The sequence below is a fragment of the Photobacterium obscurum genome (genome assembly GCF_026191635.1).
Classification (GTDB): Bacteria; Pseudomonadota; Gammaproteobacteria; order Enterobacterales; family Vibrionaceae; genus Photobacterium; species Photobacterium obscurum.
On sequence record NZ_JAKRRW010000032.1, the window covers coordinates 1 to 13,209 of the forward strand.

12 protein-coding genes are annotated in these 13,209 nt (G+C 48.1%); 6 read left to right on the forward strand and 6 right to left on the reverse strand.

Going from position 1 to position 13,209, the window contains the following annotated elements:
• Window positions 1-127 precede the first annotated feature (127 nt).
• The 5 genes from MD588_RS24030 to MD588_RS24050 all read right to left on the reverse strand — a co-directional run bounded on the left by MD588_RS24030 (window position 128) and on the right by MD588_RS24050 (window position 4,324).
• Window positions 128-766: an OB-fold protein gene (locus MD588_RS24030; protein WP_265700403.1), complete on the reverse strand. Its 639-nt coding sequence runs from the start codon at window positions 764-766 to the stop codon at window positions 128-130.
• 181 nt (window positions 767-947) lie between these two features.
• Window positions 948-1,478: a hypothetical protein gene (locus MD588_RS24035; RefSeq protein ID WP_265700404.1), complete on the reverse strand. Its 531-nt coding sequence runs from the start codon at window positions 1,476-1,478 to the stop codon at window positions 948-950.
• Window positions 1,479-1,691: 213 nt separating this feature from the next.
• Window positions 1,692-3,155, reverse strand: a complete 1,464-nt coding sequence (locus MD588_RS24040) for a hypothetical protein (RefSeq protein ID WP_265700405.1) — start codon at window positions 3,153-3,155, stop codon at window positions 1,692-1,694.
• A 254-nt stretch (window positions 3,156-3,409) separates the two neighbouring features.
• Window positions 3,410-3,691 (reverse strand): hypothetical protein, encoded by a 282-nt coding sequence (locus tag MD588_RS24045; protein WP_265700406.1) that lies wholly within the window; start codon window positions 3,689-3,691, stop codon window positions 3,410-3,412.
• 480 nt (window positions 3,692-4,171) lie between these two features.
• Window positions 4,172-4,324 (reverse strand): hypothetical protein, encoded by a 153-nt coding sequence (locus MD588_RS24050; RefSeq protein ID WP_265700407.1) that lies wholly within the window; start codon window positions 4,322-4,324, stop codon window positions 4,172-4,174.
• Window positions 4,325-5,047: 723 nt separating this feature from the next.
• Between MD588_RS24050 and MD588_RS24055 the strand changes: the two genes are divergently transcribed.
• The gene (locus MD588_RS24055) at window positions 5,048-5,599 is read left to right on the forward strand and encodes a recombinase family protein (protein ID WP_265700408.1); all 552 of its coding nucleotides are present in this window, start codon (window positions 5,048-5,050) and stop codon (window positions 5,597-5,599) included.
• A 127-nt stretch (window positions 5,600-5,726) separates the two neighbouring features.
• On the opposite strand, the gene MD588_RS24060 is transcribed toward MD588_RS24055, so the two are convergent.
• Window positions 5,727-6,221 carry a TetR/AcrR family transcriptional regulator gene (locus MD588_RS24060; protein WP_265700409.1) on the reverse strand — a complete coding sequence of 165 codons (495 nt, stop codon included), beginning with the start codon at window positions 6,219-6,221 and terminating at the stop codon, window positions 5,727-5,729.
• A gap of 335 nt (window positions 6,222-6,556) precedes the next feature.
• Here MD588_RS24060 and MD588_RS24065 point away from each other — a divergent pair, with 335 nt between their 5' ends.
• From MD588_RS24065 to MD588_RS24085, 5 genes are all read left to right on the forward strand, one after another.
• Window positions 6,557-6,751 carry a hypothetical protein gene (locus MD588_RS24065; RefSeq protein ID WP_265700411.1) on the forward strand — a complete coding sequence of 65 codons (195 nt, stop codon included), beginning with the start codon at window positions 6,557-6,559 and terminating at the stop codon, window positions 6,749-6,751.
• Window positions 6,748-7,497, forward strand: a complete 750-nt coding sequence (locus tag MD588_RS24070; protein WP_265700412.1) for a substrate-binding periplasmic protein — start codon at window positions 6,748-6,750, stop codon at window positions 7,495-7,497. Before MD588_RS24065 ends, MD588_RS24070 begins: the two co-directional genes overlap by 4 nt.
• Window positions 7,484-9,673, forward strand: coding sequence for an HD domain-containing phosphohydrolase (locus MD588_RS26180; RefSeq protein ID WP_407676614.1), 2,190 nt, complete (start codon window positions 7,484-7,486; stop codon window positions 9,671-9,673). Before MD588_RS24070 ends, MD588_RS26180 begins: the two co-directional genes overlap by 14 nt.
• A 568-nt stretch (window positions 9,674-10,241) precedes the next feature.
• The gene (locus MD588_RS24080) at window positions 10,242-11,330 is read left to right on the forward strand and encodes a replication initiation protein (protein ID WP_407676615.1); all 1,089 of its coding nucleotides are present in this window, start codon (window positions 10,242-10,244) and stop codon (window positions 11,328-11,330) included.
• A 675-nt stretch (window positions 11,331-12,005) separates the two neighbouring features.
• Window positions 12,006-13,205 carry an AAA family ATPase gene (locus MD588_RS24085; RefSeq protein WP_265700414.1) on the forward strand — a complete coding sequence of 400 codons (1,200 nt, stop codon included), beginning with the start codon at window positions 12,006-12,008 and terminating at the stop codon, window positions 13,203-13,205.
• Window positions 13,206-13,209 lie beyond the last annotated feature (4 nt).

Sequence of the window (13,209 nt, forward strand, 5' to 3'; positions counted from 1 at the left end):
AGATAAGGGGCAGAACCAATTTAGGGAAAACCACTTGAGTACATTGAATATAGCTCTGCCTGTCGTGGCGTAGATTGACAACTCGATTCCGGGTCTGTCTACTTTCACTTCAAACATTGAGTTACAATTAGATATGGCAGTTCTTGGCGATTACGCTGCCGAATACGCCTTGAACATCACATATCACGCTTACCTTGCTGCCCGGACGTAAGCGGCCTAGTTTTTGTGTATATGAATCGTCAAAGAATGCCTGCACATGGAAGATCTCATACTGGTTGCCATCCCCCAAAGAGACATAGACGTCGTCCATTAGGTCTTTACCGACACTTTCGACGATGCCTGTAATACGAACGCGTTTATTTGTGTATTTTGTATCTGCCGCGACTTCATTGGCTTCATATTCATCAACCATTGTCCCGGCCTCAGCGCTTATTACTGCTACATTCTGTACCGGCGCTGTACTTTGCTCCTGTGCAACATATTGCGGTGCAGTATCTGCTGGCTCACTCTCTGCGTATATGGCCTCTTGCCCTGCCGGTGACATCAGATATAAGGCAGATAATGCCATAATTATCCCCGTCCATATTTTCGCTCTCTTGCTATACCCTTTTCGGATGAAGACTAACCAGCCAAAAAGCAGCGGGAAGAGTAAGACTCCGAGGATTAACAGTCCTGAGACCTTACGAACAGCATCCCCGCAATGTGGGCAAACAACAGCACTTTCTGCTTTCTCTTTGTTGCAAACTCTGCAATTAACTAATGTCATTTTCTTACTCTATTTTAAATTTTCATAGCTGTACAAATCCCGCCTAATTGAAGCGGGTTCATATCGTGTTTTCTTATTTGTTTGATGCTGGTTGAGGACTAGTCGAATAACGTAAACGCTGTACAATACATGTTGTTACTACATAACAATAACAAGGTGGTTTAATGCATTATGATGCATATCAAATAGCATCACCGCCAAAATCATTCCAGGCTTTTGCGAAGCCATCAGTACTGAACATCAACTTATAATCAAGGTTTTCTATCGTGACAAAACGGCCTTGGCTGAAAGCATTAACAACATATTTTCCGCCACGGTCTGTTTTTGGGGTGTAGTATCGGTACTTATCTTCACTACAGTAGGTGTAAAACATAACATTGCGACCCTCTACCTTCAGAATGACGTTATCCAGGTTGTTAGCTCGGCCGGCACATCTGCTGCCATAGTCATGAAGGTAAAGATGTTGACCGCCCTCAGTACTAGAGCCAATGTTAAGCGACCACAGTCGAATAGGGTTGGAGGTTCCCTTTTCATTGTAAAGGGCAAAGTATCCCGTTGGACTATCATTGAAGCCCACGATGTTTATATAATTGAAGCCTTTGTAGTTTGCTGCTACTTGCGAGAGTTTGGGGTTATGCAGGTCAACCTCAATAGCCTGAACTGCCGCAGATGCGGAAAGTGCGATGGCGATGATAAAGATTAGCTTTTTCAATTTCTTAACGCTCAGGTTGGTACATTCTCTTAAACACTGAGCGCCTATAATATAGTCAAAACAAATCAAAATAAAGTGCAGTGGCTGTTATTTTGGTTTCTTTTTGCGCCTATGATATTTTGCCTTTCGGTTTCATCTGGTTGCGTTTGTGAATAGTGGAGAGTGAAAATAGGCGGATGAAAAAAGCCCCGCGACTGCGAGGCTTGGAAGTGGCTACAGCTCGATAGTCATAAAGCCAACCGGTGTTAGCTTATCGGTTTGCCTCTGTTCAATCTGGCCCGTTACAACATTGATATTGTATTCTTTGAAATAGGCTTTGCTGCCATCTGAAGGCCAGTGCTTGGTGTAAACACGTACCTTCGAATCACTGATAGCACTTGCGCCCGAGAGGACAACCTCACTGTCCTCTTTGTACTGGTCGATATAGATCCCGGTCTCCAGCTCATGTGTCTCTTTGGTGGCCGTGTTGTAGGAAAAAACGCGGACCGGGTACCCAGCACCTTCCCAGTTATTGAGATCAACCCAGAACAGGGTATCTTGCGTCGCAAATGTTTGCTCGGATGCCCCGCCCAGTCCATCGATGAATGATGACTTGGCGACTTTTTTCCACTGCTTGTCTTCAAGGCAGTCAACCTGGGCGTTTTTTGTCATACGGCAGTTGTTGCGCATAGGACTCAGTGAAACAACCTCTGTGTTGTCTGCATCATCAGACACTTTAATACCGGTAGCTTCAGGCACAAACCGGATGCCGTCCCACGTCATTGTGAAAACCATTTGCGATCTTTTGCTGGAAGAGTCCGTGACTTCATGGAAAGCAGAAAACTCACCATTCTCAATGCGCCAATTGGAATATTCGCCATTGTTGAGCCAGTCACTGACGTCTGTCATTTTACCATTGTCGATGAGGTACCAGACGGCAGGTAGATCGTCGCTGCTATCTTGAGAAGTATCTGTAAACTCTGCGATTATGATGCTGTCCTGATTGACCATGATACTACTGTCAGTCATATGGAAATACTCAGGTACTAGGCGCTCAACCACGAAGGCGCCCTGTGTGATTTCCGCCTTGAACAGGCCAAGGCCAGAGCGAAGGTATTCTTCATAGGGAATATCTGTCTTCCAGCTACCGTCAACCATGACTGAAGCGTACAGGCTGCCGTCGGCGACCGTCGAACGGAGCGATGTAGAGAAAAATGGTTCATCGATTTCTACGTTGCAATCGAACTTAATCGGTTTATTGCCCATGACAATAGGAAGCAGTGCGCCAGTGTGCTTATCAAGTATCATCGGGAATTTGCCGAAGTATGTCAGGCCTTTCCAATCCACGGTGGAGTTGGTCATGTTTTGGAAGGCATACCGATCATTAATATCAGCGATGCGATCGATGGTAGGAACCACAGACTGGTGTTCACAGTCTTCGCAGCCAAAGCCGATATCAATCATCAGCTCGTCACCGTTTTCATCATTGCGGTATACATAGTCAGTCTCACCGGATGAGGCCGTAACGCTTTTTGTCACCGAGTCGATGTCCTTGGTGAATGTCTGATACCCGTCGACAGGAACCGTCATCAATTTTACAGGGGCACGCTTTGTCTCGACCGGTGAGTCGGAAGAACCGCCACCGCCGCAGCCGATAAGTGCAGAAGAAATAAGTGTTGCTAACAGTATTTGTTTCATTTCGTTTTCTTATTATGTTGACAGTGTATTTACAGTGCCGTTAAGGGGCGCTATCTAGTGGTTGTTGCTTGTTATTTTTACGCAAAAAGCCCCGCGACTGCGAGGCATAGAGGTAGCTTATGGTGCACTTACTGGCTGTAACGTATCTGGCACAAGTGCTTGTTTAATGGCCGTACTTTCATAGTCGCTATAAGCTTCAAAGGCCAGAAACAACAGGCCTGATAAGGTAGCAGCCAATATTCGCTTATTCACACTTACTTGATAGCAACCTTGAGGACTGTATGCAGCGGGGCTTGCCCGCCTTTGACCAGGCACAGCGAGCCGGCTTTGGCAACAACTTCAGCCTTGCTGCTGTTGTCCAGATCAGAGAACTTCTTGGCAAAACGTGCGGAATCCATCATGCCCATGTCGCCGATAGCCTTGGTGACGACAGTTACGCCGTTATCGGTATCTTTAAGTTCGTTACAAGTCACATCGCCTGCAACAGCAGAAGCAGAAACTGCGATAGCCATAAGTGCAACTAGAGTCTTTTTCATTGGTGTCTATTTCTTCGTTAGTAGTGTCCGGCAGAGGGGCCGAGACGATTGAGCGACATTATGCGCAACGGGCGTGTATATTAACCAATTACACATCATTAATAAAGGTCGATGTATGTTATTTGAGGTTGCGAGGATAAGGGTTGGTAGCGCCATCGGTTCAGAGCTAGCATGAAGGCTAGAGACTATAAGGAATCTGCCTTAGTGATGTGAATGGCTCAAACGAGGGCTCCAAATATACCCAAGTAGCTATAAATTAATTTGACCATTGTCTAATATGGTGTATGTAGACGTGGTATTACAGGTACTCTTGATTCGGCTAGTCAGCAGAAAACGCCTAAGCTTTTTTCCAAGGCTATAGTTTTTTAAGCAAGAACCATATGTCATTTAATTTAAAACTAACCTTATAAAGAGGTAGGTATAAATATTTTCAGGACTTTTTCCACGTTCTGTTTTCTTACAGGTTTGCGAATTAATTTTTCAACTATACCGCCATTGCTCGGTAGGCACCTTCGGCCCCTGCCCGGCTGTTTGTTTCAGGAGCTGTGTCTCACGGACGAGCTTCTGGGTACTGGTCTCCAGATCGCTGATATCACCGGGTTGGTCAGGGAAACTTCTGGGAGTCGTGTCCATGGTCCTGCATAGGTGGTGATAGGAAGAAAGCTTCATAATATATTGTGTTCTGAGCTTGCACTTGTATCGCAGTTGTTTGTTCATCGTCATGACCTGTATTGCTTACACTCTTGATGCACTAATGACTTGTGGCTGGTTCATCAGATCCATGGTGCGAATTAATTCCATCTGCTGATACTAGTTGCATTCAGATAAGGAGAATAATCAAGCAGTAATTTCAGAGCGGTTATTTTATGTTCAGAAATTGAAAAGTAAAGGTATCTGAGTGAAAATAATTGTCAGCGTCCGTTATGGTTGGTTTGCCTGTTACTAATGGATTGATATGGTTAAGTTTGTTTTCTCCTTCAAGTTATTTAAAGGCAGAGTTTTCTGTTATGGCCGCTATTGGCATCGACTGTTGTATAAGGCGATTTATCAATGCTCTGAATGTTGCTTTGTTATGAAAATCAGAAAATAGAGCCTGTTTGCCCCTGAAGGCCAATACCTGACTCGTTAACTCGGGTACTTCGCTTGCTGCTTTAAATCTGAGTGAGTTTTCGACCCTACCTGCATTGCCATTTACGTAGCGCCGTCTTGTTTTGTTTCTGATGAGGGATGGCTTTGTGCCTAGCGTGTTCAAAACTACGGTAAACATTATGAACGTGTTCAAAATATCCTTTCTTTTAGATTTGTGACGTTTCATAATAGATGTTCTTTACTGTACAGATAAGAACGTAAAACGAAATGCATGTCGGGTATGCCAGGGTATCAACTTTAGATCAGTCGTTAGAGGCACAACTGGAAGCACTGAAACGCGCAGGATGCGAAAAAGTGTTTTATGGTAAGCAGTCAGGTAAAAGTGAGGAAAACATCAAAAAGCTGAACGATCTGATTGGTTTCGTTCGTGAGGGTGATGTTGTCCTGATCACCAAATTCGATCGCCTGGGCCGATCACTAGGCCAGGTTATAGAGACGGTCGATCGCATCCATAAAAAGGGTGCAACGGTGAAAACCCTTGACGGTCAAATCGACACGTCGAATAACTCTCCGATGGGCAAGGCGATGATGCAGCTCATGGGGATGTTTGCCGAGCTCGAACACTCGATTATCGTTGACCGTCTGCAAACCGGCAGATACCGGACAGGCCGCCTGGGTGGGCGAAGGCGAAAGTTGTCACCGGAGCAGGAACTTGAGGTTATCGAGAAACTCGCGGCCGGCCAGTCTGTTTATTCTGTCGCCAAGGAGTTCAAGGTTTCTCGGATGACTATCATGAGGGTTCGGGACCGGGTGGCGTAAAGGAAAGGGGCCTATAGCCACATGGCAAAGCCGCCCGTTGACTAATAAGGCCACGTTGCATGGCCACTTATCATATAACAGTAACGGCTCACGCGGATTGATCACTGCGTTAAGTTCGCGGCAAGGTTTATTCGGCTGTTGCCTCTTCTTCTGTTTGCTCTGCGCCTGAGATTGCATCTTGATCTTGTTGGTCCGAAAGATTGACAACCGCGTAACCGATACTCATATAAATACAGCGTTCGATGTCTGCAGGCTCGCCGGAAATTTTCTCGAACAGGCCTTTGAGTCCCCTGCGCGGTGAAATGATGGGACCAGAATGGCTGATTGCTTTGACGAACTCAGGCTCGTGATGGATAGCATAGACCCAGGATGTAAAGAAGGCATCGGGGGAGGAGAAGATCAGTGGCTTCTCGATAACTTCAGCAAACATTGGAGTCAGCACGTCAATCAGATCTGACTTGAGCTTGAAGTGGGCGTTGATCCCGGAGCGAGTGATCCCGGCTCGTTTGGCTATGGTGCCGAAGGTTAACTGGTCAAAGCCCTCATTCATCGCGATGTCAAATGAGACGTTGATGATTTTTCGTCTGGTTTCTGCTGCAACCGCCTGGCTCACTCTTGGCATTACTCGTTCCCTAAAATGGTCTCTGTCTATTATACGTCATGAGACACTGATTAATCAGCTGATGATACCAGTATTTCCCCCGCTCTTGGAGCCCAATCGACTATCTTGTTGACCCGCTTTTCGCCCCCTTTTAGCCAAGCCTGAAACCGGTTGTGTCGATGACTGTAGCGTTGTACTTATTATAATAGTTATCGCCCATTATTTTTGCTGTGCTCAGGCTAGAGTGTTAAAGTATAACTTTGTTAATAAGCGTCCGTTAGAATGATTGAAAGAGGTTTTCTGTCTCCATAAATGGTGAGAGGCTCCTCTTATTGCATTAAGGTTTAGTCTGCTAAATGATTAAAACCCCTTTATTAGATGAAAATGAAAAAGTGATTAATCGGCAAATTGGTGAACCGCTCCTGTTTAATGGATTTTTCTGGATAGCCGCTGGTCGGAAATATTTTCGCAGGCTGCTGTGCTGGCACCTTGGCGGTGATAAAGACTCTGTTGCATTGCCTTTCGTGGTTGAGCTGAAGGATAGCGTATGAGGCCTGTGACCCTGTTGGCAGTATTAAGTGTCCTGATATCAAGTCAGGCTTGCGAGGCGGTTACCCTGAAAGTCGGGTTGATCGATCATGACCGGCCTCCCTATTTCTGGCTGCCCACATCAGACAACCCGCCCAGAGGGGCATATATCGACATTCTTGAATATATCGGCCAACGTCTGGATATCGAGTTCGAGTATCAGTTCCTTCCCCAGGCCCGGATCCGACACTATATGAAAAACCAGCGTCTGGATCTGGAACCGGGTATCGATAGCGGGTGGCGAACCGAGCCGGGGGAGCGTGAAGCAAGTGTTTATACCCTGCCCTTGTTTCGCTCGGAAGAGGTGATTGTCTATAACCGCAGCCGTTTCTCCCCGCAGCCCGAGATTGATACGTTCGTCGGAGCTCGGCCCTGCAAGGTGCTGGGATTCAATAATTTCGAGTTGAGTAATGATCGTTTGGAGATTGAACGCGAACTGCTAACCGAGGCGCAGTTGTTCGAGATGCTCCTCAAGGGCCGCTGTGACTACGCCCTCTTCCCGACAGATGTCTTTTCCTTTGCCCGTATCGATGAGCGTCTGGCAGCTACCCTGCCCGTCGCCAGCTATGATTTGCGGATCCGGCTCAGCCGCCAGTATGCCTACCTTGTACCGGATTTCAACCGGGTGATTAACGAGCTCAGAGGCAGCAACCAAATTCGTGTGATTTTTGAGAAATACCAAAGGAATAAGTCAAGTGCGGAAAATTAGCCTACCGATCATATTGCTGTTGGGGATGGTGATCAGCTATTCGGCTGGCAACGGAGTGGCCTTTGGTGAGCAGGTGGACGTTGCCCCTGAGGAAGCCAAGCGACTGGCTGTCGAGCTGGCTGATCTCAGTGCCAGCTTCGTCTATAACCTGGACGAGCAGCAACTGCAGCACATACTGGCGGTGGTTCTGGATAACAATAACAAGATCAAGGCCGTGACCATCACTGATGCCGTCAGCGAAGAGCTCTTTTTCACCTATTTCCTCCAGGACGGCAAGATGAGGTTCGGCAAGGCTGTCCCGGCATCCAGCCGGCAGTATACCCACGGATCCGCCAATATCGTCTATCGGGATATGTTACTCGGCCGGCTTGATCTTTATTACGACGGTTCACTCGCTGCCGTTTCGTCATCCGGTACCGGCGATGACTTTAACAGGCAAGTACTGTTGCTTGGCGGGTTGTTTATCGTACTGCTGCTCACCCTGTTCGTTATCTATAAGGCCTTGTCGCGTCATGGCGCTTCGGATATTCACTTTCTGGCTTTTGGTTCGGCCGGTTTTGCATATCTGGTGATGGCGAGTTTTGCCATTATCCTGACGCTCAGTGTTGCCGTGAGCTGGTTTGTACTGGAGCAAAACAGCCAGCGGATCCAGACCCGGCTCAGTGACTCACTGCACCAGAGTATTAGTGTTCTTGAGAATAACCTGTTCGAGATCAGCCGGCTCCGCACGGCGGTTCAGCACCGTATTACCGACGAAAATCGCTTTCAGAAACTGCTTGCCAAGTTGAGGCTGGCACAACAAAGCGCGGGACAAAGTGAAATCACTGCGGTTAACCGGCAGCTTGAGGCACTGTTGGATCAGAGTGACTACCGCGGTAACCGTGAATCTTTGCTTGTCGTATCGGCTACCGGTGAGATGATATTTTCTCTCGGTGAGACGTTCTCACCGTCACGGCTCGACAAGCATCCGTCGAGTCCGTTTAGCAGGGCCCTGGCCGGTGAATATACCCTGATGTCACCGCATCGGCGTTATGAGCAGCTGAGCATCAAGGACTGTCAATGTTTCTACCTCGTTGCGCCTGTGGCGGGGCCGCAGGGGGAGGTAACGGCAGTCTCGTTCTTCGGTGTCGATCCCCGGAGTGTGATCGCCAAGGAGCTTGGTAACTACCAGTTCGGTGCATCCGGTGAGGTACTGGCTCTAAACCGCGAGGGGCTGTTGCTGTCGGGCAACCGTTTTGAGTTGCCAGTGCAGCGGTGGGATATTATTAATGATCTGGCTCAGGCCGGTCAGCCCCTCTTTGACTCAACCTGGTTTGGTAATGGCAAAGTCGACGAGCCTGTCACCGAGCTGATTGACTACCGGCGTCAGCCGGTCTTTGCCGATGTCCACTGGAATGCGGATCTTAACATCGGGTTTATTGCCAAGATTGACCAGGTGGAAGCGTTTCAGAGTCATGTCGAGTTCAGGCGCGGGGTGATAGTGATTGTTATGCTGATGGCCGCCTTTACGATCCCGTCTGTGCTGTTCACTCTTCATATGGGGAAAAGGGCCAATGATAGCCTGAGGGGATCGCGTCACGAGCTTATTCGCCGGCTCGGGCACGCCGCCGAGTTTAAAGACAACGAGACCGCCCTTCACATTACCCGAATGAGCCACTATACCCGGATTTTGGCCAGCAAGCTGGATGTGACCCGCGAATGGCAGGATCTCATTTTCACCGCCTCACCCATGCACGACGTCGGCAAGATCGGGGTGCCCGATGCGATTTTGCAAAAGCCAGGTAAGCTTACCGAGCAGGAATGGGTAATCATGCGCAGGCATCCTGAGTTCGGGGCCGATATTCTTGGTCACCACAATAGCGACTTGCTCAAAATGGCGCGGGATATTGCGATTGCCCACCATGAGAAATGGGACGGCTCGGGGTATCCTAATCAGTTAGGTGGCGAGGCGATCCCGCTTGCAGCAAGGCTAGTCGCCATTGCCGATGTGTTCGATGCGTTAACGAGCGAGCGCCCTTACAAAAGGGCCTGGGCTATTGAGGAAGCGGTGACCCATATCGTATCTGAGTCTGGCAAGCACTTTGATCCCGAGCTTGTGAAGGTGTTTACCAAATCAATACCGGAATTTAAAGTCATCCACCATCGCTATGCCGACACCCCTAATGTTACCGGGTGATTATAGCGGTCGGTTGACGTTATAATCACCTGAGATAAAGTCGCTATGGTGTTTTTTATTCAAATAAAACTAGCCTGCCATTATTCTTTGATGGATAAGCGCTGATAATTAATTCGTTTTTTGCCCGCTGCTTTTGGGTGGGCGACAGCCTGTCGGCTAACGGTTGCTGATATGGCCGTCCTTGTGCAGCACCAGGCTGGTCAGGCGACTGTAGAAGTCATCGTTGAGGGTAATACCGAAGTCCTTCAGCAGACTGACGTTGACTGACAGCTGATGGAGCTCTTCGCGGCTGATCAAATCGGATAGCTCGTGTGCAACACATTCTAACGCACTATAACTTTAGCGATTAAAACCAAATAAACAAAACCAACCACAAATTAGTACAATGATAAATAACAAGATAAAGCTGACCAAGAACCTAGTTCGTTACCCCGTCACATTATCCAAACAGTGATTGTCAGAACATATCTTGATTGTCGCTCTCAGCCTGCGGCCCCCTGCCACAGTTCTTCGCTTTGTGTTTGCATAAGCCATAATTCTGTTATTTAATGCCAGAATGATGTCATCCATGGAACTTGTCGTGAATCAAGACGCTCACTATCCCGCGATCGGCCCGGCGCTGCCAAAACATATCAAGAAAGGTCACCAGCTGGTTTTCAGCCGCCAGGATCTCTCTGCCCGGGAAGCCGATTTGTTTGCCCTGATGATGGCACACATGAAAGAACCTGACTGGTTCAACAATACGCCGGTGTATTCGTTTTCCTGCAGCCAGCTGTCTGAATGGCTTGACATTGATTCGCGCCACGTCGGCTCCATCCTCAGCCCGGTGGCCGAGCGACTGTCGCAGCGCAAGGTCGGGATCCGCGGCGTATCCGAAAAAGGTGACGAGGAATTTGACTATATCCCCTTCTTCAAGCGCCTGACCTATAAAGACGGCAAGCTGATGATGGTGCCCAATGATGAGCTTCGCACCGAATATATTGAATATAACCAGGGCTTTGCCCTGATCAATACGCGAAATTTCTTCAATCTCAAAAAGGAATATTCCAAGCGATTGTATGAGCTGCTTAGTCGCTTCAAGACCGAAGGCACGACCATGAAGGCGCAGAATATCGATGAGCTGAAGGGTTTGTTTGGTATCCTGGATGAAAAAGGCAAGCTTAAGGCAGACAAAAGCTCCTTTAAAAACAACAGTGTATTTATGAAACGCTGTATCCGCGACAGTATCGACGAGATTTCGGCCAACCCGCAGACGCGCAAGGAATTGCTGTTTTTGACCAGTGACAAGGGAGAAAAGGGATACCGGTTATACAAACAGGGGCGAAAAATTGTCGGCATCGAGTTTCTCTACCGCTGGCTGGAATCTGGATCTGTTCAGGAACTAAACCTTCAGGCAGCCAAGGAAACCATTCGAAAGCTCGAGCTCAAGCGCCTGCAGTCCGGTGAAAAACTTACCATTGACGAGCTGCGTTTGCTGGCTGATGCCTACCGGGCTATCGATCATGCCGACACCGCCGGGCAAATCGAACAAAGCATCGCCGAGCGCCAGAAGGAAGAGGAGGACAACCAGGTTCAGGCCTCTCCGACAGACGAGTTCAACGATATGCTGGCCAAGATTGAAACCCTCAAAGAGTTGGGTGGTAATCCGCAGTATTGATCACATTTCTGGCGTCAGACCACTTTGACGCCATAATTGTGTTATTTATTCCCAGAACCTTGTGTTCAACTACCCTAATTCTGGCTTACCGACCAATAAGTAACACAATTCTGGTATCTATCATGCTGTACGCCATAAATGTGTTATCAATAAGCCATAAATCTATCGCTTTTCGGCCAGATATAAGATCAATGACACCAGAAATATGATCATATAAGCCATATATATGATCTCAAAAGCCAGAATAAGGTTATCTATACGCCATAAATGTGATCAATAAGGGGTTTTTTATTCTTTTATATCAATCACTTACAGCCTCTATAGATCTTATAGATCAATAGTATTAATAGTTATTAATAGTAAAATAGATCTTATAGTCTCTGTGGATAAGTGGAAAATCAAAGATTTACACACTTAACCACAGTATCAATCAAATTCCTCTCTGTATTTGTTTCTCACAGGAACCAGCTCGCCCCCGCAAATTTACCCTGCCAAGCCAAGATCCGTCCTTACAGCGTACTACAGAGCCCGTGAGAGTGGTAAATCAGCCGGTTTTGACAAAATAATTTAATAAAAAAATAGATTCAGATCATACAGATTTAGATTTACTTTTATCCTTATATGCAGCATTATTGCGTCAAGGCAAAAATCCTGCACATTCAAGGAACGCACAGTATGTATGATCCACAACACCTGATCAGCCGAGTCGCCGAACGCTCGGAGCGGATGCTTAGCTCGCTCACCGAGCAGATCAAACTGCAAAAGCAAGAGCTAGATTCTGATACTTACTATCAGGTGTACTCCAAGGCTGCTGTTGCCAAATTGCCGAAACTGACCAAGGCGATTGTCGACAAGACTGTCGGGGAGATGGAAGACGCCGGTTATGGCTTTGAAAAGCGCAAGGCCGGCAGCTCGGAAAAATACGCCATGTCGATCCAGAACATTGTCGATATTTATCAGCATCGTGACGTTCCCAAGTACCGTAACAAGCATGATCAGGCTTTCACTGTGTTTGTCGGTAATCTCAAGGGCGGGGTGTCTAAAACGGTCAGCACGGTATCGCTGGCCCATGGCCTGCGTACCCATCCGCACCTGTTGCAGGAAGATCTTCGGATCCTGGTGGTCGATCTTGATCCCCAGTCTTCGGCCACCATGTTTCTGAACCATGCCCATTCGATTGGCTCGGTTGATGCGACGGCGGCCCAGGCCATGCTGCAGAATGTCAGTCGCGAAGAGCTGCTTGATGAATTTGTGGTCTCCTCCGGCGTACCCGGTGTTGATGTTATCCCGGCTTCAATCGAGGATGCCTTTATTGCCTCGGGCTGGGACGAGCTCTGCCATGAACACCTGCCGGGCCAGAAAATCCATGCGGTGCTGCGAGAGAATGTGATCGACAAACTGACCGATGACTATGACTTCATTTTTGTCGATAGCGGCCCGCACTTAGATCCGTTCCTGACCAATGCGCTGGCCAGCTCTGATTTGCTGATGACTCCGATCCCGCCGGCTCAGGTTGATTTCCACTCGACCCTGAAATACCTCAACCGTCTGCCCGAGTTGCTGGCAATGATTGAGCAGTCCGGTACGCCGCTGCGTGTTATCGGCAATATCGGCTTTATGTCGAAGCTGGCCAACAAGGCCGACCACAAGCTGTGCCATAGCCTGGCCAAGGAAATTTTTGGCGGTGACATGCTCGATGTTGCCCTGCCGCGCCTTGATGGCTTTGAGCGCTGCGGTGAATCGTTCGACACCGTTATTTCAGCCAACCCGTCGACTTATGTCGGCAGTAGCGAGGCACTGAAAAATGCCCGCCTGGCGGCGGAGGATTTCGCCAAGGCTGTGTTCGACCGTATTGAATTTATCCGTACAAACTGAGGTA

Coding starts and splice junctions, on each gene's coding strand:
- MD588_RS24030 (WP_265700403.1), bottom strand. CDS start 766: ATGACATTAGTTAATTGCAGAGTTTGCAACAAAGAGAAAGCAGAAAGT.
- MD588_RS24040 (WP_265700405.1), bottom strand. CDS start 3,155: ATGAAACAAATACTGTTAGCAACACTTATTTCTTCTGCACTTATCGGC.
- MD588_RS24045 (WP_265700406.1), bottom strand. CDS start 3,691: ATGAAAAAGACTCTAGTTGCACTTATGGCTATCGCAGTTTCTGCTTCT.
- MD588_RS24050 (WP_265700407.1), bottom strand. CDS start 4,324: ATGGACACGACTCCCAGAAGTTTCCCTGACCAACCCGGTGATATCAGC.
- MD588_RS24055 (WP_265700408.1), top strand. CDS start 5,048: ATGCATGTCGGGTATGCCAGGGTATCAACTTTAGATCAGTCGTTAGAG.
- MD588_RS24060 (WP_265700409.1), bottom strand. CDS start 6,221: ATGCCAAGAGTGAGCCAGGCGGTTGCAGCAGAAACCAGACGAAAAATC.
- MD588_RS24065 (WP_265700411.1), top strand. CDS start 6,557: ATGATTAAAACCCCTTTATTAGATGAAAATGAAAAAGTGATTAATCGG.
- MD588_RS24070 (WP_265700412.1), top strand. CDS start 6,748: ATGAGGCCTGTGACCCTGTTGGCAGTATTAAGTGTCCTGATATCAAGT.
- MD588_RS24080 (WP_407676615.1), top strand. CDS start 10,242: ATGGAACTTGTCGTGAATCAAGACGCTCACTATCCCGCGATCGGCCCG.
- MD588_RS24085 (WP_265700414.1), top strand. CDS start 12,006: ATGTATGATCCACAACACCTGATCAGCCGAGTCGCCGAACGCTCGGAG.